Raw genomic sequence first — 20,700 nt, forward strand, 5'->3', positions numbered from 1 at the left:
GCAACTTCCCTTCTCTGACCTGATCTTCGGACGATAGAAATGGCCGCATCTCCTCCGTCACTTGGCCGGCAGGTACAGCTCAGTTTCGAGATGTTCACCCCCTTGCCGGATTTTGGGGACATGTCGCTGCGCGACTATCAGGAGACGATGCAGCGGCCGTTTTTTTCGCTGGCCAAGAAACGCGTCAAGCCAATCCATTATCTGAGCCCCAACGGCCAGGTCAGCGTCCATGTCTCGGCCAACCCTCATTACGGGATGGCCACGATATGGGATGCTGATATCATGATCTTCTTCGCCTCCTATCTCAACGAACAGAGGCAACGCTCCAACGATCTCTCTCCGACCATCAGGGTTCATCCCGCCGACATCATGAAGCTCATCCGCCGTGACACGTCCGGCAGGGCTTATGAGCGATTGCGTGATGCGCTCGATCGCCTGCAGGCGACGACCATCAAGACGAATATCTGTGCCAAGGGCAAATCGCGAGAGGTTACATTTTCGTGGATCGACAGTTGGACGCAATTGATCGATGAACGACGTAACAAGGTGCTTTGCATCGAAGTGACGCTCGCCAAGTGGTTCTTCGATGGCGTTCTCGACCAGAAATCGGTCCTTTCGGTCGATCCGGCCTATTTCGATTTGAAGGGCGGGATTGAACGCTGGCTTTATCGCGCAGCACGAAAACATGCCGGCGGAAACGGCCCGGATGGATTTACCATCGGATTCGACACGCTCCTCCAGAAGAGCGGCAGCGAGCAGAGTTCGGCCAAGTTCAAGGCCTCGCTGATGGCGATCGCTCGCGCAGACGCCCTCCCTGAACTCCACATCGAAGTCCGCGATGAGAAATCATCCAACCCGAAGCTCTGGATGGTCATGCGTAAGGACTGGCAGGGGAAGACGCCCTCCCCTGCCCCTGCCCCTGCCCCAGTCCCGTCAGGACAAGGCAGAACGCGGCGCGGGCCGGTGCCGTTCACGCCTCCAGCAAAGATCGAGGAAACCGATCTGGTATCGGCCGAAGAGATGGCCGCTCTCGTTGCGAATACGGCACGTGGTTTTCGCGTAGCAGAGGCACCCGCCAATCCATCGACGCGCGTTTCTGCCCGGCGCCAGAGCAATAAGGCGCGGGACGTCATCGATCCGGAAACCTATCAGGCAATACGCCGGGATTTCCCGGGATGGGACCTTGATGTCCTCATGGCGAGGTTCGACAATTATATCGCCACCAATCTTTCCGAACTGCCGGCTAACTATTCAAAGCGCTTCTATTTTTTCATGAAGAGCCACCATCAGCGCAATAAGCATAATCTTCCCCAAAGCTGAGGCATCTCTTCCTCAATCCGCGACGATGTCGCCTCGGGGCCTATGCTCACATTATTCATGAGGACATGCGCGTCACCGTGACGTGATGACGGGCCTGGCGTCTAAAGCTGCCCCCCCAAAGCCATGGTCGCGGTGGCTTCGGGGCTCGTCGCCAGCTCGACCACGCATCCAGCCTGCGCCCTCCCCGCTTCGGGCATTCTCGCTCCGCACTCACGTGCGACCCATTACGGCCGAGCCATGCCCGAAATGCTCTCAACCGCTGAATGTGGATAGTAGCAGGCGGCAGGTCTTCACCCCATACTCGCGCTCCGATAACGAAAATGGGGACTCAACGTGCTATCGCGGATTGGAGATGAGCCAGTCTCTTCCGGTCGCGCGCACTCGCAATCTCCTTGTTTTCCTGCGATTTGCCCCTTGAACAAAGGTCTTGCAAAGGCGATGCCCGATAGCACGATTGCCGCTTGAATTCAGAAGGCACGCTGGGATCATGCCCCGTCGCAACCGGCTTCTAAGGAGCAGCCGAAGCTCGCTCCAGCGCACGCATCATTGCGAGCTCAAGCCTCCCGGCGCGGCAAGGGTGATGCGGATCATTCGCGCGTCCGAGGCGAGCAAAAGCCGGCGTCATGAAGACTGCGCGCAGCCGATGTTGTCGCCATAGGACTTTCCCATGGGAAGGGTTCCGGGCTACGGGATTGCGGCAAATGCGAGCAGCGTGTCACAAGATGCCAAAAATCCAATAATAACGTTATATCACAATGGTTTATCTGGATGTTGCCGAAGGCAACATCAATGGTTGAGCGCCATGGGCCCTCCCCCGCCCCGATTTGGGAGACGCCCGGCCCGACAACGGCATCTCCCAAATATGCCCCCCTCACCTGCGTTATGACCGAGCATCCACCTGCGCGGCATCGTGACGCTTGGGACACGATTGCATCCTGCAGCGAGAATGCGACAATGAAATTATCGCCGCGTCCATCTTTATGACGCACGGTTCCTACGCTTTCCCTGGTCCCCCTTGGCTGTTCTGCCCGGCCGTGCAGAAGCTTGCATGCGCCGGCCGAACGGCCAGGCAGTAGCTCAGCAAGGCGACACCCTGCATGGATAGGCGACCGGATTCAACGAGCCGAGAGGCATTGCCAGATAAGGTGCGTATCTGCCAGCCAGGTCAAGTCGGCATCGCGCGTCGATGAACGCGTGGCGGGAGAAGATTGCGAGGTAAGCACCCTGAGGCAGGCTGGTTGGGCTGCGTAATGGCGCGTCAGCCAGGTCCGAACTAAGGAAGCCGCGAGATGAGAAGAAGGGGAGGGGAGGGGGAGGGGGGGGAACCGACCGCACAACGTGCCTTCACCGCCGGGATCTTGGGATTTGCGCGCGCCTTAAATCCAAAGACTGCTCGGCTGCGGGACTGCGCCGAACGGCGTGTCTATGATCCAATCAAATTGCATCGAACCCCGCTCTACTTGTCTCTTGTCATCCGCCTGTTCCCGGCCAGAAAATGATGCCATCTGCTTCGAAGAGGCTCACGTCCTCGCCTGGACCAAGTATCCTGCGCAACATTGGAGAAGCATGCGATCAGTCGGCCTCCTGTTTCATCATGCCCCTCCGGATCGCCTTCCCGCAGGTGAGCGCTCCGAAAACCATAGCGGTCCAAGTTGCATGAGAATTCCGTCCGCGATAGCACGACGAACGCGCTGGAGAGATGGCCGTGCCTCCCCTGCATGGTGCTGCGATAGCACGATCAAGCTGGTACGGTTGCGGGGAGGGGCCGCGTTATTGGGTCTCGGTGAGTCCATTCGCGCTGGTAAAGAGGCGATCGCCATGACGAGTAAGGTGCGGATATGCCCGCTTGATCGTGCTATCGGGCAGCCCAATGCGCATCAAAATCACGCCTGTCGTGCTATCACGGATAGATCCTCGTGCTATCGCAGTGCCATGTTACGTGCGATCAGGGATCATGGATCGTGCTATCGCGGCTGGGCCTTCGGTCCCGAATCGTGGAACGAGCACGAGTCGGGGAGAGCGGTCGCCCTTCTAACCTTCTAACCTATTCATAAATCCATAACCCGGGGCGCTGCTGGCGCCTGGATTTTTTGAATTTGGATTATGAGAAGATGATCATGCAGCGCAGGGACAATAAGGAACATAAAGGGAACACGTCAGACGCCTCTTCAGGAGCTCAAGGCTTACCCGTTTTTCTCAATGCCCGCGTCCTAGCTTGTTCAGGGAAGGAAATGCTGAGCTTGTATCTCCCGGGAGGATAGCCAATAGGGCGCCGGTGGGGAGCAACAGGAGCCAGCTCATGATCCAGGAGAAACGTGCATCCCGGCCGCCGTGCGTCCTGCACCGGCAAAAATGGGTCGTTCCTCCAATTCTCACACACGCCTCGCTTTGGTTGAGCCACGATAGTCTGAAGTCGATGGGGCAGGGGACGCCAGCGCTTTTCCGTTCGCATGTGTTGAACCGTGAGAATGCGGACCGCGGCCAAAAGCAACCTTCAGCGCGGCAATGGACCATGGGGCGGCTTGATGATGGAACCTGACAGCAAAGCCGGGCTGACCATCTCTTCAGTGCGTACTCGCAACTGCCCAACAGCATGGAGATCAAAAAGACGGAGCGATCAGCAGTTCAAGCGCGCCAGCGACCAAGATCTCCCGCTTGAGGCAAATCGGGCTGATCACGCCGTCCAGGTGCCGTTCGATCGTGACCATTATGATGGCAGCTATGCTGAACATCTAGTTGCCAATGACCCCCTGACCGGCGAGCGCATGGCATCGCTAAGGTTGTTGAGGACCGACAGGCCTCACCCGCTCGGTGCCGTCTTTCCCGACCTTTGCGCACCCAAGGTACCAGCAGGGCCGGCTATCCGCGAGATCACCCAGTTATTTCTTGGCGCCCATCTTGCGACCCGAGAACGCCATCTTGTGAGCCGGCAACTGGCAACAGCCTTGGTCGAATATGGCTTGCTCAGCGGTATCACAGCCTACACCATCGTCATGGAACTGGCATGGACAGGCTATGCCCGGAGCATGGGTTGGACGCTTGAACCTCTGGGGCTTGGGAAAAAGGTCGGAGAGGCCCTGATCGGTGCATTCAAGATCAGCATTGCCCCAAGCACGATCAACAGTCTGCGTTCGGCAGGGGCATATATTGCAAGCGACCTGGCGATAGTCGCGCCTGGTGGATCCGCGCCGGGTCTTGACTTCATGGCCTTGCACGGCGGCGCACGGAGATAATCGAAAGGAAATCCGGCTTGCTCACACGCGTCAGGCAGAAACAGGGTAGGCCAGGAACGGGATCACGCAGCATCGCGCGCCGATCGGGACAGGGCAGGGGACGATCCGGTGGCATTTTCTCTGGCCGGCGACAGATCGCGGATTGTTCAACCACATCTACCTGCCGCATTGCCGATGGTCCCGAAGGATCACCCGCCTGAGAAGGTGACGATGATCACATTGCGCGCGCCATTTTTGGAAATGGCGATCGACGCCTTTTTGTCCCGCGCGGCAGCGGACAGCATGCCAGTGCCGCCGGACATGAAGTCGGCCGTTTTCCGCAAACCACCCGCCAGAAACTTTTCGCGATAGAATGCCATGATCGCCGCAGCATCGTCACTGGTCTCCAGGGAAACTTCATGCAGATCCGACCCGCTCTGAGCGGTGCTGACCGACTTGATGATCGAACCGGGATATTGCGGTGCGAACTCGGGCATGGAAGCGCCTGACACGGGCGTTTCAGGTTCCGGACGGGCCGGTACAGGCTCTTCGGGAACAAGCGCCGCGGTCTCGTTTCGTTGCCCTTCGCCAAGGCTGTGCGCTACGTCATTACCGCCCGATCCGCAGGACGCCAGCCCGGCGAGCAAAGGCAAAATCAACAGACGCATGGCAACTCTCCTGTCACTCAGCACAGGCTATCCCCGGGAGGATGCAATGCAAAGAGCGATCCCTATTTCTCGCCAGCCTGTTCTGAACGTAAGGGAAACATGGCGCGGGGGCATGGGTGTTTCGCTATCCTGAACAGTGTCTTCCTGGCGGCGGATGGCCTTGCCAAGCCCAGGCCGCGTGAGCTAAGCGACCGCATTCGCAAGGACCCGGTGAAATTCCGGGTGGCTATTCCGGCCGCCGATCCGCCGGACAACATCACACATGACCTGAATTGATCTGCGCTGCCTGAGCGCCATGTGCCTTGTTGTGGACTTTTCGAATGACTCCCAATTCCGTCTCTCCTCGCGGTCAATGGTGGCGCGACGGCGCCTCCATGCGGCGCGATTTGCTTGCGGGCATTGTCGTTGCGCTCGCACTCATTCCCGAAGCCATCGGCTTTTCGGTTATCGCCGGCGTCGATCCGCGGGTAGGTCTCTACGCATCGGTGGCGATTGCCATGGTGATCGCCTTCCTTGGGGGCCGCCCAGGCATGATTTCCGCGGCGACGGCGGCGGTTGCAGTGCTGGTGACGCCGCTCGTGCGCGAACATGGGGTGCAGTATCTTTTCGCGGCAACCATTTTCATGGGTCTCATTCAGGCCGTTGCCGGAATGCTGCGGATGGATCTCTTGATGCAGTTCGTGTCGCGCTCGGTGATCACCGGCTTCGTCAATGCGCTCGCTATCCTCATCTTTCTGGCGCAGTTGCCGCAGCTGACGGATGTCGGGTGGCAGACCTATGCGATGGTCGCGGCAGGCCTTGCCATCATCTATCTGCTCCCGCGCATCACCAGGGCAGTGCCATCACCGCTGGTGGCTATTCTGCTCCTGACGGCGACCAGCATCGGTCTGGGCCTGCCGGTGCATACGGTCGCAGACATGGGAAAGCTTCCCGAGGGATTGCCGAGCTTCGGCTTGCCGCACGTGCCGCTGACGCTTGAAACGCTCCGCATCATCCTGCCCTATTCGGTGACGATGGCCGCGGTAGGCCTGCTTGAATCGCTGCTGACGGCGCAGATCGTCGACGACATGACGGACACGGACAGCAACAAGCAGCGTGAATGCCTGGGGCAGGGGGGCGCCAATATCGCTTCGGCTCTCCTGGGCGGCATGGGTGGCTGCGCGATGATCGGCCAGTCAGTCATAAACGTGGCATCAGGCGGACGCGGGCGGTTGTCGACGTTCGTGGCAGGCGCCTTCCTGCTGTTCCTGCTTTCCGTGCTTGGACCCTGGGTGGGACAGGTGCCGATGCCCGCGCTCGTCGCGGTGATGATCATGGTGTCAATCGGCACGTTCAGCTGGAATTCGGTCCCCAACATCCTGCGGCATCCGCCAACCTCCTCGGTGGTCATGCTGGTGACGGTCTCGGTGGTGGTAGCGACACGCGACCTGTCGCTGGGCGTCCTGTCAGGCGTGCTTCTTTCGGGCATATTCTTCGCTGGCAAGGTCCAACGAATGTTCACGGTCGAACGAGGCCTGTCCCAGGACGCCACTCACGCGACATACCGGGTGAGTGGCCAGATATTCTTCGCCTCGGTCGATCGCTTCACGCGCGCCTTTCAGGGCCAGCAGATCGCGGATCATGTCACGATCGACGTGTCGGGCGCCCACTTCTGGGACATTTCGGCTGTTGCCGCCCTTGACCGGGTCGTGGCGCGGCTGCGGCGCGACGGGCGTGTGACAGAGATCATCGGTTACAACAAGGCAAGCGCGGATCTTCTCGATCGCTTCGCGCTTCATGACAAGATCGGGGTCCAGACCGGCGCGGTGCCGCATTGAACCTGCCGGACGACACGGGAAAAATGGAAGGAGCAGCTGGCCGGTCGGGCCTGACACGGCAACGGCGCAGGACAGATTGGCCTCCGGTTTTCGAGGGCCAGGTAGCGTCTCCCGGCGCTTCGATGTAGTGCGGGCAAGAGGAAGTATCGTGATGCGATACGAATCGATTGAGAGGAATGCGAGGACAGATGCCGCTGACAGGCCGTGACAGAGCGATCGGAGCGTCCTTGCGGACACGGTTAGACCGCATGGCGCTCTATCGCTGGTGGCGCCTGAGGCTCGTTGGCAGCGTCGAGCATGAAAAGGTCATTGCGACGATTGCGGAAGAAAGTGGCTGGTCGCCGCGCTATCTGTTCATGACGATCATGTCGGCCGGGATCGCGGTTCTTGGTCTTCTGCTGTCTTCTCCTGCGGTAGTCATCGGCGCCATGCTGATTTCACCCCTGATGAACCCGATCCTGGGTCTGGGGTTCAGTCTGGCTTTGTTCGATTTCCGCGAAATGCGCCGTGCCCTGATTGCACTTGGCGCAGGGTCGGTATGTGCGATAGCCTTCACCGCCACGATCGTGGCGCTCTCGCCCCTTCAGGCGCCGACATCCGAGATCATTGCGCGAACGCGCCCCAATCTCTTCGATCTGGGGGTCGCGCTCTTCGCGGCGCTGGCCGGCACCTTCGCCATCATCAGGGGCCGGGGCGGCACCATTGTAGGGGTGGCGATCGCGACCGCATTGATGCCGCCTCTGGCGGTGGTGGGATATGGCCTTGCAACCTGGAACCTGCCCGTGCTGGGAGGCGCGCTTGCGCTGTTCGTTACAAATTTCGTCACGATAGCCTTGTCGGCGACCGTCATGGCGCGGTTCTACGGCTTTGGCCATTTTCTTTCGAGCCAGCAAAGCTGGACCCAGACGATCGTTCTCATGATGGTCTTCGTGGCGATGGCGATTCCGCTTGCCTTCTCGCTCAAGCGCATCGCAACCGAGGCTGTGACGGTCACCCAGGTCCGCTCCTTCCTCTCGGACCGGTTCGGCAGCAGCGCGCGCGTCACGCAGCTGGATGTAGATTTCGATGCAAGGCCCATCACCATCCGCTCCGTCATCATCACACCGCGCGAGCGGATGCAAAGGACGCCAGTGCTTCAATCGGAGCTTGCGCGGCAACTGGATGAGCCCTTGCGGCTCCAACTGGACCAGGTGTTGCTGGAGCCGGGCGCGGGCGCCCTGGAGGCGCAGCGGGAGGAATTGCGGCAGGCCAGCTCCCCGGCGGCGGCGGAAACGGCTCGGATCGCGGCCCTTGCGCGGCTGATCTCGCTTGCTGCGGGCGTCCCCGACGATGCTATCACCATCGATCGCGACCATCGCCGCGCCATCGCCGCCGCGGCGCCGTTGCCTGGCGCCGCCCTATCGACCTACCGCGCTCTTGAACTGCGCGCGCGCGGCCAGGCTGTTGACTGGAACATCGCGATCGTTCCGCCCCGTGCGGAGTTGCCGCAGATCGTCTTTGCCGATGGTTCGGACGCTCTCGATGCCGCGGCGCGCGACGCGGCGCTGACCTCGGCCTGGGCTGCCCGTCGCTGGAACATCCCGGTGCTTGCCGTGCCGGGTCTGACCCAGGACAACCCCGAGACACCAACGCTTGCCGAGCGCAGGGCCATGGCTGTCGCGGCGATAGTGCGCGCGCAAGGCGTTGAAGCAGTGCCCGCCCCTGACGCGGGAGCGGCCTTCAGGCTGGCCCCGGCCGGAAATTCCGTGCTCGCAAGATGAGGAGGGTGCCTGGCCCGACCCATTGCCCGACCTTGCCCGGCGGGCCGGGGATGATGCCACAGGGTTTCAAATATAATTCAGAGAGCCGCATCGAAGCTATGATGGCGAGCACGTCTTCCCTGACGCGGCCGGGCGTGTCAGGGTCCCCTGGCCCCTGGCAGTGCGTCCTGTCGGTAGAATCCGCACTGGAGCCAAGCCTTTGATCATCACCTTCATCGCACTGGCCTGCGCTGCGGCTGTGACCGCATTTCTGGCCTTCGGGCGCTTTGCGCGTACTGACAGCTGGCGCGCCACGGTCACGCCTCTCGCCTCCATCATTGGCAGCGGCTTTCTCATCTGCGGTCCCATCCTGGCGCGCGAATTCGGCCGGGCAGCCATCATCGCCGAAGCAATCCTGCTCTTGATCGCCTATGCTGCAGGCGCCGTCATCCGGTTCAATATTGTCCATGTCGAAAATTATCTTGGCGCTGCGCGGTCCAATGATCCGGTCGCCTGGCTCGCGCGGGTGACCCAAGGCGTCCTTGCCATCGCCTATGCGGTTTCCGTGGCCTATTATCTAAAATTGCTCGCCGAGTTCCTGCTCAAGCCATTGGACATGGATCCCGCCTGGCACACGCCCGCCTCCAACGCGATCGTGACCACGATCATCGTCGCGATCGTGGCGCTTGCTTTCGGGAACGGGCTACGGCGGGTCGAACATCTTGCTCACGGGACGGTGGCTCTCAAGATCGGCATCATCGCCGGACTTTTGGTGGCGCTTGCCTGCTGGTGGCTGACAAATGCCGCGGCCGATCCGCTGCCTCCTGTACGCGTGAACTGGGGCAGCATATCGCTGCTCCTCGGCCTTGTTATCACCGTTCAGGGATTTGAGACCTCGCGCTATCTGGGCCATGCCTATGATCAGGCACTGCGGATCCGGACGATGCGGCACGCGCAATGGATCGCGTCGGCCATCTACCTTGCCTTTCTGGCGCTCCTCACGCCCTTCCTGGGGCGTGCGGCCCAGGCGGAGGGGGTCGCAGGCATCCTTGACATCATGACGATCGTTGCGCCCGCCATGGCGATTTTCGTGCTGGTAGGGGCCGTGTCCAGCCAGCTTAGCGCGGCTGTCGCCGATTCGATTGGTTCGGGCGGGCTCATGAGCGAAGTAACGCAGCGGCGGCTGAGCATTCAGGCGGCTTTCGCCCTGGCCGGGACGCTGGCCGTTGCGATCGTCTGGTTTACCAATCCTTTCGAGGTGGTCGCCATATCCTCGCGCGCCTTCGCCCTGTTCTACGCGCTGCAGTGCAGCCTGGCCTTCGTCGTCGCGAGGCGCACCGCGGCAGCGGGCTGGCCAAGGCAGATGGGCTTTTGTCTCATCGGCATGATCTGCCTCATTGCAGCGCTCGTCGGCGCGCCAGCGGAAGGATAGTTGGGAACCGTTCACCGCCGGCATCGTGACAGGAAGGGGAGGGGGCCAGAACGGCGCAAGGCAGGGAACAGTCTGCCGCGTGCCTTTTCCAAGGAGCGGAAAGGGTTGCAGCCTGATTGCTCAAACAGGTAGGATCCGCCTCACGCCGTCTTGCGATTGCTCGGAATGGAGCTACTCGCAAAAACATTCAGGAGAATGCCGGATGCCAGTCACTTGGCGGAGTCTTATCGCAGCCATTTGCGCGGCGACAGCGTTTGCCCAGCCCCTGCGGGCGAACGCACAACCCATCGCTGCCGGACGGGCGGTGACCTATGCAGATATTGCAGACCTCTCCTATGCCGCAGGGTTGGTGGCATTGGTGCGGATCGACACGGTGATTGCGATCGATCCATCACGTTCAACAGCGGTTCGCCCGGGATATGGCCGCTTCTACATCGAAGGCGAGGCCAAGTCCCTGCTCGTGAGCAGGAAGCCTCTGGGGCGCAATGTCCGGTATCTGGTTGACCTGCCGCTCAACGGCCGTGGTTGGTCCGATGATCTGGAAGGACAGGAGGTTTTTGTCTTCGCCCGCCGCGTCCCTGGGAAACCGGGTGAACTGCAGCTAGTCACGCCTACAGCACAGTTGCGCTGGAGCCCCGCGCGCGAAGCGCGCCTACGTGGCCTCTTGCGCGCGGCCGTTTCGCCCGATGCGCCTCCGACCATAACGGGCGTTCGTGCATTATTGCATGTGCCAGGCGCATTATTGGGGCAGGGAAGAACGCAGATATTCCTCGACACACAGGATGGCTCCTTTGCGTCCATCACCATATTGCATCGGCCCGGCGTTCAACCGAGCTGGCACGCTTCCTTCTCCGAGCTTATCGCCGACGCGGGAGGACCGCCTGAAGCAGAGAGCCTCGAATGGTATCGGCTGGCTTGCTCGCTTCCCGGCACGCCGCCTCCTGGCGCCGACATTTCGCCGACCAGGGCCGCGCGTTCGCAGGCAGAGGCCGATTACCGTCTCGTGCTTGACGCTCTGGGCCCATGCAAACGAAACCTGCATTTCCGACCGCAGATGACAGCTCAGTCATTTCTTGCCCCTGACCAGGCTTGAACGTGATGGCGCTGTCAGCCTGGGCGGGCTCATCTTCATTCTGAATACGCAAGAGGCCGCGCAAGCCTCGACCAAGGCGGTGGGGGGCTTTTGAGGAAAAATGCAGCGAAGCTGGAAATCGGTGGTCAGGCCGTTTGCTATCCGACAACGGCGACGTCTGCGCGAAAGCGAGGCGGCCTTCATCCTGCTCGCCGTGCTTGCCGGGCTGGCGGCCGGACTGATGACGAATGTGCAGCAATGGCTGGCACATGGCCTCCAGCACCTATTCTACGGCGTGACCGTCAACCGGCTAAGCGCGCTGGGGGCGATCCACCATCCCTGGCGCTTGCTGGCGCTTCCGGTTGGCGGCGCGATGCTGGTGCTCTTTGCGCTCCTGCTGAAGGGACGCAAGAGGTCCCCGATTGACGTTGTCGAGGCCAATGCCCTCCATGGGGGACGCATTCCCATGACCGACAATCTTGTCATCGCGACGCAGACAGTCATTTCCAACGGGATGGGTGCTTCGGTCGGTCTGGAGGCAGCCTATGCCCAGATGGGTGGCGGCGTCGCGTCGCTGCTCGGCCAATGGTTGAAGCTGCGGCGCAACGATCTTCGCACGTTGGTAGGAGCCGGCGCGGGCGCAGCGATCGGCGCGGCCTTCGGCGCTCCGCTCACCGGCGCCTTTTATGCTTTCGAAATCGTGATCGGCCACTACACACCCTCGGCTATCGCGCCGGTGATCGCGGCTGCTCTCGCGGGCGTTTTCGTGACGCGAGCGATGGGTGTGGAGCCCTGGCTGATTGCAACCACGGCGGACCGGGCGATCACCACTACCGATTATCTGCTATTTGCCCTGCTCGGTCTGCTCTGTGCGGTGCTTGGCATCATGATCATGCGGCTGGTCACCTTCGCAGAGGTTCAGGTGCAGGGCTGGACGAGATTGGGACGATGGAAGCCGCTGATCGGCGGTCTGCTGTTGATACCCCTGGCGCTGGCCTCGCCGCAGACCCTCTCGGCGGGGCATGGAGCCTTGCATCTCAACCTCGTTCTGCAGCCGGCCGTTGCACTGCTGCTGCTTATCTTGGTGCTCAAGATCGCGGCATCGGTAATTTCCTTGAGCTTCGGCTTTCGAGGGGGCCTGTTTTTCGCGTCGCTTTTCCTCGGTGCGCTGGCGGGGCAGATTTTCGCTGGCCTTGTCAACGCATCTGGAACCGGGATCTCCCTCGATCCCGGGGATGCAGCGCTCGTCGGGATGGCAGGTCTGAGCGTATCGATCGTCGGCGGCCCGATGACGCTGGCTCTGCTGATGCTGGAGACGACGCGCGATTTTGGGCTTATGGCTGTTGTGTTGACCGCATCCTTGCTCTCAAGTGCGGTGACCAGGGAGATGTTCGGTTATTCCTTCTCGACATGGCGGCTGCACCTGCGAGGTTCGAGCATCCGCAGTCCGCGCGACATCGGCTGGGTACTGAACCTGACGGCCGGACGCATGATGCGGCGCGACTGGGTCCGGGTGGAGGAGGATTGCACGGTGGCCCAATTTCGCAACAAGGTGCCGCTGGGATCGGCGAGCAAGGCGATCATGACCGATGCGGCCGGACATTATCGCGGGGTCATCCCGACGGCGGCCGCCTATGCGCCGGATCTGGATGGCGATGCGCGCTTGGCGCCACTTGCGGTACTCCGCGATGCGACACTGAAGCCGGATGCCAATATCCAGACGATCCTGCCCCTGTTCGATCGGTGGGCCGCCGACGAGCTTGCGGTGGTCGGGGGGACTGGCCTGGTGATGGGGGTACTGACCGAGAAACACGCAAGACGGCGCTATTTCGAGGAAATTGAGTCTTCGCAACGGGCATTGTTCGGAGAGAGCTGATGCGTTGCACCACCCTTGGGGCGCCGCACCCGCCTCCGGATCGGCCGCATATGGGCTCGTCTGGCGGCCAGAGCATCATGGAGAAAGAGGAAAACAGCAAAACTGAGCGCGAGCGTTCCGCGCCGGGTGCAACGCAGGCGTGCATTCAGGACAGAAGCGCCTTGATGCGGGACGCCAGCACTTCCATCGTGAAAGGCTTGGTGATGATCTGCATGCCTGCTTCCAGATGGTCGTGATTGAGGACTGCATTTTCGGCATAGCCGGTTATGAACACAACCTTGAGGCCAGGCCGGGTTGTTCGCAACGCGTCCGCAAGCTGGCGTCCGTTCATCCCCGGCAGGCCGACGTCCGTCACCAGCAGGTCGATCATCCGCCCTTGTGCCAGCAGCTCCATCGCCGTTGGCCCGTCAGGCGCTTCAAGGACGTCATATCCCAGATCGGCCAGGGCTTCGATGATGAGCATCCGGATGGATGCTTCATCATCCACGACAAGAACGGTTTCGCTCCCCTGTGCGTATGGCGCGGCAGACAGGAGGGCTGGTGAAGCCTCGGCCATGACGGCCCGGCCGTTACGAGGCAAATAGACCGCAACAGTCGTGCCCATGCCCGGCGTCGAATGGATATGCACATGGCCGCCCGATTGCCTTGCAAATCCATAAACCATGGACAGGCCAAGACCTGTGCCGCTGCCTATGGGCTTCGTTGTGAAAAAAGGCTCGAACGCCCTGGACATGGTTTCGGCATCCATGCCCGTGCCAGTGTCGCTGACCGAGAGGCAGATATAATTTCCCGGCGTAATATCGTACGCGCGCCCCGCCTGGTCATCGATCAGCCGATCTTGTGTTTCGATCATGAGCCGCCCCCCATCTGGCATCGCATCGCGTGCGTTGATGCACAGGTTGAGCAGCGCATTCTCGAGCTGGCTTGGGTCTACCAGGATTGATTCCAGATCAGCTGCCAATCTCGTCTCGACAAGGATGGCTGGACCGACGGTACGGCGAACGAGATCCTCCAGGCCAGAGACCAGCGCGTTTGCGTCGGTAGGTCTAGGATCAAGCGTCTGCCGGCGGCTGAAGGCGAGAAGACGGTGCGTCAACGCTGCCGCGCGCTTCACCGCATCCTGGGCGGCGTCCATGTAGCGGCCGATTTCGGCGGCGCGTCCCTGAGCAAGGCGAAGCTGGATCAGTTCAAGACCGCCCCCGATACCGGTGAGCAGATTATTGAAATCGTGCGCGAGGCCACCTGTTAATTGCCCGACCGCCTCCATCTTCTGCGATTGCCGCAAGGCATCCTCGGCCCTCAGCAATTCAGCGGTTCGCTCGGCCACCTGGCGTTCAAGCGAGGCAGCCAACTCGGCAAGTTCATGCTCGGCGCGGCGCCGCTCCACCGCGTCACGGGTTCTCTCAGCCACTTCGCGAACAAAGGCGACATCGTCATCGGACCAATGCCGCGGGGTGTCGTTGTTGACGAAGATGAGGGCGACAAACCCGCCCTGCTCATGCAAGGGCATGTTGATGAACGCGCGAGCGCTGATCGCTTCCAGCACGGCGGATGTGTCGGCGGTTCTCGGGTCCAGGCGGGAGTCATCGACGCACACGGTCTCGCCCTGCTTGAGATCTTCGATGTAGCTGCCGTACGCGCGGAACTGCAATGTGCCTGCGATCGTGGTGACGCCCGGCGCATTCCAGTCCCGCTCGATCATGATCGTTTCGTTGATGCGATCGACCATGCCATAGCCGGCCCGGCTCACATCGAGCGTCTGGCCGAGAATTTCGGCCGCGGCGTGGGAAATGTCTGCGCTCTGGTCGAGATCGCGAAAAAGATCGTTCAGCCGGACCAGTGCCTGGCGTTTCAACTCCGCCCGCTTCGCATGGGTGATGTCCATCGACACCCCGGCAACCCGAACCGGCCTGCCAGCGACATCGAAGAAAGGCTGGCCGCGTGACGATATCCAGCGCGTGCTGCCGTCGGGCCAGATGATGCGATATTCCTCCTGATGCTCCCGGCCCTGCGTACCGGCCTCGATCATATTGTCGATTGCCCGCCGGCGGTCATCGTCATGAACCGCGGCTATCCTGTCTTCGAAGGTGAAAGGCTGGTCCAGTGCGCGGCCGAAGAGCGCCTTGCAGTCCTCCGAGGCCGTCAGCGTCCGGGATTGAAGCTCGAAACTCCAGGTGCCAAAGCCACCTGCCCGCAGTGCGAGCGCCAACTCCCGCTCCCGTTCCTCCTGGGTGCGCAACCGGTTGCTCACCTCGGCCACGAGCGCGGCATTGTCGCGTTCCAGGCCCGACAACCGCTCTCGTTCCAGGGTCACGTCTACCTGGCTGGCAAAGAAATAGGAGAGTTTCTTGTCGGCGTCGAACACGGGCGCCATAAGGAGGCGGTTCCAGAACGGCTCGCCATTCTTCCGGTAATTCCTGATGTCGACTTCGACTGGATGTGCGTGTTCTACCGCCTGATGGAGTTGCCGCCGCGTTTCCTGGTCGGTAGCCTCACCCTGTAAAAAGCGGCAGTTACGGCCAAGGATCTCATCACGTTCATAGCCCGTCAGGCGACAAAATGCATCATTGGCGAATACCACCGGATTGTCCGCGAGCCTCGGATTGGTGATGATCATCGGCATCCGGGTGGCATGCACCGCAGCCACGAACGGGTCCGTGAAGGGGTCGAGGCCGCTTAGCTCGTTTTCGATCCTCTGGTCATCCGCGATGCTTTTCCAGGAACGATGGCTGATTTGCTTCTGATCGGACAACAGGGCTTTCCTGGAGGATATGTGGGACGCGGGTTTCGACACTAGACCTCAAAAGGCCTCTCAGGATCAAGCCTCCGCCAGCGGCGATCATCGGCACGCATAACCATTGTCCCATGTGCAATCCGGTTTCCGCTGCAAAGCGGACGAGCTGCCGATCGGGTTCCCGCACAAATTCGACCAGGAAACGGAATGTGCCGTAGCCCAGCACAAAGGCGCCGGTGAGCAGACCTGGCCGCCGACGCGCCTCGGTATAACGGAACAGGCCCCAGAGCAGAAGGAAGAGGGCAGGGCCTTCGAGCGCCGTTTCGTAGATCTGGCTGGGATGGCGGGGAAGGGGGCCGGCACCGGGAAAGACGACTCCCCATGGCACATCCGTCGGCCTCCCCCAGAGCTCACCGTTCACAAAATTCGCCAGGCGGCCCAGGAACAGGCCGATCGGTGCACAAATGGCGACATAGTCGAGCAGGCTGAGTCATTGGAGCCGCCTTCGATGAGCGAACAGGAAAATGGCCAGGGCGACGCCGAATGCGCCCCCATGAAAGGACATGCCGCCCGTCCAGATCTGAAACACTTTGAGAGGTTGGGCCAGGTAGGTCAGCGGATCGTAAAAGATGACATAGGCGATCCGGCCGCCCAGAATGATGCCTGCCGTCACCCAGGCGATCAGGTCGTCGGCCTGATCGCGGGTCATTGGAGCTCCATCCTGGGCGAGCAGGCGGGTCAGATAGAACCAGCCCAGGAGAATGCCCGCGATATAGGCCAGACTGTACCAACGCAGCGCAAAGGGTCCAATGTGAAGCAAAACAGGATTGAGATGGAGCGACGAAAAACTGATCGCGCCATGGGCGTGGGCCGCCAGATTCATACAAGGATCCGATCAGGGCAAAACCTGCCAATCGCATTTTCCGCGCGCGCGCTCAATTTCTATTGCAACGATGTCTGCCAGGCTTGCCTGATTATCATGGCTGAAAGGGAGCTCAGAAATGGCAAGTCGCGCACCTGCCCCAGGGCCATGGCCCGCAGGGCGCTGTTCCTAAGTATGTTTCCTCATACCTGGCGGAGCCGGCGCGCCTTAATCTGATGCCTTTCCGTAAGGAGGCGTTCATGAAGAATATTCTTCTCCTGGTACATGATGACGAAGGCCAGGAAGCCCGGCTCCAGGCGGCTCTCGACCTGACCCGGGCGCTCGGCGGCCACCTCCAGTGCATCGATGTGACGCCCTTTCCGGTCATCGCCGGTGATCTTTATGCAGGCTTTGGCGAAACCGCCCTCATGCTTGATGAACGCGACAGTGAAGCTCGCAACAAGAAGCGGATCAGCGCTCACCTCGCCAAGGAGGATGTAAGCTGGGACTGGGTGGATACCACCGGGGAAATCGCAAGCTGTCTCCTGAAGGAGGCGGCGCTTGCCGACATCGTGGTCCTCAATCGCCAGCTCGACAACTATCCTCTGCCCGACATGCGGACAATTGCGGGCCAGGTCCTGATGCACGCCAGGGTACCGGTGCTGGCCGTTCCACAGCAGGTCAATGGCTTCGCCATGAAGAGGGCATTGCTGGCGTGGGACGGTCACCCCTCCTGCATCGCCACCATGCGAGCCTGTACCCCCTTGCTCTCGTTGGCGGAGGAAGTTGAAATACTGACGATCAAGGATGGTTCGATACAGGCAGAACCGAGCGATGCGGCCCGCTATCTCTCGCGTCACAAGGTGAATGCGAGCATCCGGGTCCTCAACGATCGCCTCCACCCCGCAGATGCCATCATCGAGGAGGAGGCAAGCCAGTGGAAGGCGGATTATGTCATCATGGGCGCCTATGGCCGCGGCAGGATCATGGAGACATTTGGCGGCGTTACGAGGCGCTTGTTGACGCATGGCAAATTGCCCCTGGTGCTGGGGCATTGAACGCATTGTCGCCGATGAACAAGGACCGCGGGCCAACTGACTGAGCGGCAGCTGGCCTCGCGATCGATAAGAGACAGGGGCAGGGGGTGTCGGGCCATCTTCAGTCAATGTCAGGTCTTGTGCGCGCAGCCTGCGAATGGACGCCGTGAGGCGTGCATATGTCGCGAAGAGCGCGGCCGATCGAGCGGAAATCATCGTCGATACAGACGATGTCTGCCAGCGAGAGCATTCCTACCATTTCTCCCTCTTTGGAAAGGACGGGCATCCTGCGGACCTTCTGCTCGCCCATTTCGTCCAGGGCGTGGTCGAGTTCCTCGACGGACTGACAGCACTGGACATCGCGCGTCATGATCTCGCTCACCGGCGTGTCGCTCCCGAGCGCGACAGCAGCGGCGCGAACGGCGATATCCCGGTCGGTCAGCATGCCGACTATGCGCTTGCCCTCGACCACCGGCAGCGCGCCGATTGTCCGCCGTCAGCACCAATGGCACAGATTTGAGGTTGTGATTTAAGGAGTGTTGGGGCTTCGTCGTAGTGACGAAGGAACGAAGATGAAGCCCCAACACTCCTTGAAAAAATCGTCTGCCAAGGCCCCTGCTGAGCGGGTGGTGAAGGACATCCGGCGGCAGACCCGGCGGCACTTCTCGGCCGAAGACAAGATCCGCATCGTGCTCGATGGGCTGCGCGGCGAAGACAGCATTGCCGAACTATGCCGCAAGGAAGGCATTGCACAGAGCCTGTATTACACCTGGTCGAAGGAGTTTATGGAAGCGGGCAAGCGGCGCCTGGCGGGTGACACGGCTCGTGCCGCGACCAGCGGCGAGGTGCAGGACCTGCGCCGCGAAGCCCGTGCCCTGAAGGAATGCGTGGCCGACCTGACGCTCGAAAACCGTCTGCTCAAAAAAAGCATGATCGCGGATGGGGGCGACGACGAATGAGGTATCCCGCATCCGAGAAGCTCGAGATCATCCGGATCGTCGAGCAGTCGCATCTGCCGGCGAAGCTCACTCTCGACAAGCTGGGGATCGCACGCCGGACGTTCTACCGCTGGTACGACCGGTTCCTTGCAGGCGGACCGGAGGCGTTGGAAGATCGGTCATCGGCACCGAGCCGCGTGTGGAACCGGATCCCGCCTGACATCCATGATCAGATCATCGAACTGGCGCTGGAGCAGTCCGAGCTGAGCCCACGGGAGCTGGCGGTGCGCTTTACCGACGAAAGGCGTTACTTCGTGTCGGAAGCCACGGTTTACCGCCTTCTGAAGGCCCATGACCTGATCACCAGCCCGGCCTATGTGGTGATCAAGGCCGCCGATCAGTTCCACACCAAGACCACGCGGGTGAACGAGATGTGGCAGACCGACTTCACCTACTTCAAGATTATCGGGTGGGGCTGGATGTACCTGTCGACCGTGCTCGACGACTTCTCACGCTACATCATCGCCTGGAAGCTGTGCACCAACATGCGCGCCGAGGACGTGACCGACACGCTGGACATGGCACTGGCCGCATCGGGCTGCGACAGCGCCACGGTGCTGCACAAGCCAAGGCTGCTGTCGGACAATGGCCCCAGCTACATCGCGGGCGAACTGGCGGAATACATCGAGGCCCGGAAGATGAGCCATGTTCGCGGTGCCCCGCTGCACCCGCAAACCCAGGGCAAGATCGAACGCTGGCACCAGACCCTCAAAAACCGCATCCTGCTGGAGAACTACTTCCTGCCCGGCGACCTCGAAACCCAGATCGAGGCATTCGTCGAGCACTACAACAACCAGCGTTACCACGAGAGCCTGAACAACGTGACGCCCGCCGACGCCTACTTCGGCAGGGCACCAGCCATCATCAAACAGCGTGAAAGGATCAAGCGACAGACCATCGAACATCGGCGCTTGCAACACCGCAAACTCGCCGCCTAACATCAACCCCCAGACGAAGCCCGCACTCCGCTAATCTACGCCGCGAGTTGTGCCAAATGTTCTGACGACGGACAAACAGCGCCAGGATGCGCCGCTCATCCTGCAGGGCAAGGCGACGTTGCGCGGCAATTTGCTGCAGCGCATGGCGCTGCTCCTCGTCATCCAGGAGGATGAGCGGCTGCCCCCGGACGACGCGCTCTGCTTCTTCGACGAGCACCTGACGGACAGGTGCGGTGATGCGAGCAGACACGGTGACGGGCTGCTCGGCCTCCACAAATCCGGTGGCGTAGGCCAGTTCAACCGCCTCACCGACGCGCGCGGCGGCCAGTTTCACCTCGCGTGCCCTCCCATCGAGCAGCCACCAGGCTGCCGCCGCCAGCAGCGCCAGCGGCAACAGCCAGAGCGCGATGCGTTTCATTCCCCGCTTATAGCATCACGTGGAAATCATTGCTTGCCCGTATCGGTCGGCCATCGCCGGTCATTTCGGTCCGATCGGGATTTGGCGCGGCTTGCTTGCCTCTGTGGCGAGACGCGGAACGACGACCTTCAGCAGCCCTTTCTCGAGTTGCGCGCTCGCCTTGTCGGCATCCGCTTCAAAGGGCAGGGCGACCCGCCGCAAAAAGCTTCCCCGGCTGCGTTCGACCAGGTGATAATGCTTCTTTTCGTCCTTCTCTTCGCGCTCTTCCTTATGCTCGGCCTTGATGGTGAGAATGCCGTCGTGAACGTCGAGCGACACATCCTTCTCATCGAAGCCCGGCAGTTCGGCGGTCAGTTCCAGGCCTTTGTCTGTCTCGGCGATATCGACCCTGGGCAGGAGAAAGCCCCTGCTGTCGCCATTGCCGCTGGTGAGCCAACCTTTACCGAAATCATCGGTCAGGCGATCCATTTCCTTGCGCAGGTCGGCGAACGGATCAAATCCGCTGCGAAACATGCCGGTGCGTCCAAAGGGAATCAGTGAACGAAAGTCAGTCATTGTCCTTCTCCTTCTTTTTGCG

At 61.1% G+C, this 20,700-nt stretch carries 15 protein-coding genes, 1 pseudogene and 1 other annotated feature; of the genes and pseudogenes, 10 read left to right on the forward strand and 6 right to left on the reverse strand.

Features of this window, described 5'->3' with window-relative positions; all coding sequences use genetic code 11:
* Positions 1 to 39: 39 nt before the first annotated feature.
* Positions 40 to 1,320, forward strand: a complete 1,281-nt coding sequence (locus tag K426_RS26555; protein ID WP_031290988.1) for a replication initiator protein A — start codon at positions 40 to 42, stop codon at positions 1,318 to 1,320.
* A gap of 2,525 nt (positions 1,321 to 3,845) precedes the next feature.
* The gene (locus K426_RS30735; RefSeq protein ID WP_158511793.1) at positions 3,846 to 4,553 is read left to right on the forward strand and encodes an acyl-homoserine-lactone synthase; all 708 of its coding nucleotides are present in this window, start codon (positions 3,846 to 3,848) and stop codon (positions 4,551 to 4,553) included.
* Between the two features lie 188 nt (positions 4,554 to 4,741).
* Here the strand turns inward: K426_RS30735 and K426_RS26565 are convergent, their stop codons facing one another.
* Positions 4,742 to 5,200, reverse strand: a complete 459-nt coding sequence (locus K426_RS26565) for a hypothetical protein (RefSeq protein WP_066564226.1) — start codon at positions 5,198 to 5,200, stop codon at positions 4,742 to 4,744.
* A gap of 99 nt (positions 5,201 to 5,299) precedes the next feature.
* On the opposite strand from K426_RS26565, the gene K426_RS31920 reads away from it, so the two are divergent.
* The 6 genes from K426_RS31920 to K426_RS26590 all read left to right on the forward strand — a co-directional run bounded on the left by K426_RS31920 (position 5,300) and on the right by K426_RS26590 (position 13,136).
* Entirely contained in the window at positions 5,300 to 5,476 is a 177-nt protein-coding gene (locus tag K426_RS31920) for a hypothetical protein (protein ID WP_021244774.1), read from the forward strand.
* Positions 5,401 to 5,456, forward strand: a sequence feature (sul1 is cis-regulatory element that is thought to sense ions involved in sulfur or methionine metabolism; They are found in Alphaproteobacteria). It overlaps the preceding gene by 56 nt.
* 44 nt (positions 5,477 to 5,520) lie before the next feature.
* Positions 5,521 to 7,017, forward strand: a complete 1,497-nt coding sequence (locus K426_RS26570; RefSeq protein WP_031290986.1) for a SulP family inorganic anion transporter — start codon at positions 5,521 to 5,523, stop codon at positions 7,015 to 7,017.
* 188 nt (positions 7,018 to 7,205) lie between these two features.
* On the forward strand, positions 7,206 to 8,777 hold the full coding sequence (locus K426_RS26575; protein ID WP_031290985.1) for a DUF389 domain-containing protein: 1,572 nt from the start codon (positions 7,206 to 7,208) through the stop codon (positions 8,775 to 8,777).
* A gap of 199 nt (positions 8,778 to 8,976) precedes the next feature.
* Entirely contained in the window at positions 8,977 to 10,188 is a 1,212-nt protein-coding gene (locus K426_RS26580) for a hypothetical protein (RefSeq protein WP_066564227.1), read from the forward strand.
* 304 nt (positions 10,189 to 10,492) lie between these two features.
* On the forward strand, positions 10,493 to 11,281 hold the full coding sequence (locus K426_RS26585) for a hypothetical protein (protein WP_237230187.1): 789 nt from the start codon (positions 10,493 to 10,495) through the stop codon (positions 11,279 to 11,281).
* A gap of 100 nt (positions 11,282 to 11,381) precedes the next feature.
* Entirely contained in the window at positions 11,382 to 13,136 is a 1,755-nt protein-coding gene (locus K426_RS26590; protein WP_021244769.1) for a chloride channel protein, read from the forward strand.
* Between the two features lie 145 nt (positions 13,137 to 13,281).
* Here the strand turns inward: K426_RS26590 and K426_RS26595 are convergent, their stop codons facing one another.
* Entirely contained in the window at positions 13,282 to 15,888 is a 2,607-nt protein-coding gene (locus tag K426_RS26595) for a PAS domain-containing protein (RefSeq protein ID WP_237230188.1), read from the reverse strand.
* Positions 15,836 to 16,753 (reverse strand): annotated as a pseudogene (lgt, locus tag K426_RS26600) (prolipoprotein diacylglyceryl transferase). The gene K426_RS26595 and the pseudogene lgt overlap by 53 nt, the downstream one beginning before the upstream one ends.
* Before the next feature lie 239 nt (positions 16,754 to 16,992).
* Between lgt and K426_RS26605 the strand changes: the two are divergent.
* Entirely contained in the window at positions 16,993 to 17,790 is a 798-nt protein-coding gene (locus tag K426_RS26605; protein ID WP_021244766.1) for a universal stress protein, read from the forward strand.
* A 100-nt stretch (positions 17,791 to 17,890) separates the two neighbouring features.
* On the opposite strand, the gene K426_RS33190 is transcribed toward K426_RS26605, so the two are convergent.
* Entirely contained in the window at positions 17,891 to 18,241 is a 351-nt protein-coding gene (locus K426_RS33190) for a CBS domain-containing protein (RefSeq protein ID WP_082749214.1), read from the reverse strand.
* A gap of 100 nt (positions 18,242 to 18,341) precedes the next feature.
* Between K426_RS33190 and K426_RS26620 the strand changes: the two genes are divergently transcribed.
* Positions 18,342 to 19,705, forward strand: a protein-coding gene (locus K426_RS26620; protein WP_145907759.1) for an IS3 family transposase whose coding sequence is annotated in 2 segments (ribosomal slippage) — positions 18,342 to 18,690 and positions 18,690 to 19,705 — 1,365 coding nt in all. Because the reading frame shifts where the segments join, the coding sequence is not laid out codon by codon here.
* On the opposite strand, the gene K426_RS26625 is transcribed toward K426_RS26620, so the two are convergent.
* Positions 19,650 to 20,123, reverse strand: a complete 474-nt coding sequence (locus K426_RS26625) for a biotin/lipoyl-binding protein (protein WP_145907798.1) — start codon at positions 20,121 to 20,123, stop codon at positions 19,650 to 19,652. The two genes, K426_RS26620 and K426_RS26625, sit on opposite strands and share 56 nt — an antisense overlap.
* A gap of 60 nt (positions 20,124 to 20,183) precedes the next feature.
* Entirely contained in the window at positions 20,184 to 20,678 is a 495-nt protein-coding gene (locus K426_RS26630) for an Hsp20/alpha crystallin family protein (protein ID WP_021244744.1), read from the reverse strand.
* Positions 20,679 to 20,700 lie beyond the last annotated feature (22 nt).

Source organism: Sphingobium sp. TKS (assembly GCF_001563265.1).
Classification (GTDB): Bacteria; Pseudomonadota; Alphaproteobacteria; order Sphingomonadales; family Sphingomonadaceae; genus Sphingobium.

What these genes read in the sequence shown, in the direction of transcription:
- K426_RS26575 (WP_031290985.1), top strand. Translation starts at nt 7,206, where the DNA reads ATGCCGCTGACAGGCCGTGACAGAGCGATCGGAGCGTCCTTGCGGACA.
- K426_RS26630 (WP_021244744.1), bottom strand. Translation starts at nt 20,678, where the DNA reads ATGACTGACTTTCGTTCACTGATTCCCTTTGGACGCACCGGCATGTTT.
- K426_RS26605 (WP_021244766.1), top strand. Translation starts at nt 16,993, where the DNA reads ATGAAGAATATTCTTCTCCTGGTACATGATGACGAAGGCCAGGAAGCC.
- K426_RS31920 (WP_021244774.1), top strand. Translation starts at nt 5,300, where the DNA reads ATGGCGCGGGGGCATGGGTGTTTCGCTATCCTGAACAGTGTCTTCCTG.
- K426_RS26555 (WP_031290988.1), top strand. Translation starts at nt 40, where the DNA reads ATGGCCGCATCTCCTCCGTCACTTGGCCGGCAGGTACAGCTCAGTTTC.
- K426_RS26625 (WP_145907798.1), bottom strand. Translation starts at nt 20,123, where the DNA reads ATGAAACGCATCGCGCTCTGGCTGTTGCCGCTGGCGCTGCTGGCGGCG.
- K426_RS26565 (WP_066564226.1), bottom strand. Translation starts at nt 5,200, where the DNA reads ATGCGTCTGTTGATTTTGCCTTTGCTCGCCGGGCTGGCGTCCTGCGGA.
- K426_RS30735 (WP_158511793.1), top strand. Translation starts at nt 3,846, where the DNA reads ATGATGGAACCTGACAGCAAAGCCGGGCTGACCATCTCTTCAGTGCGT.
- K426_RS26590 (WP_021244769.1), top strand. Translation starts at nt 11,382, where the DNA reads ATGCAGCGAAGCTGGAAATCGGTGGTCAGGCCGTTTGCTATCCGACAA.
- K426_RS26570 (WP_031290986.1), top strand. Translation starts at nt 5,521, where the DNA reads ATGACTCCCAATTCCGTCTCTCCTCGCGGTCAATGGTGGCGCGACGGC.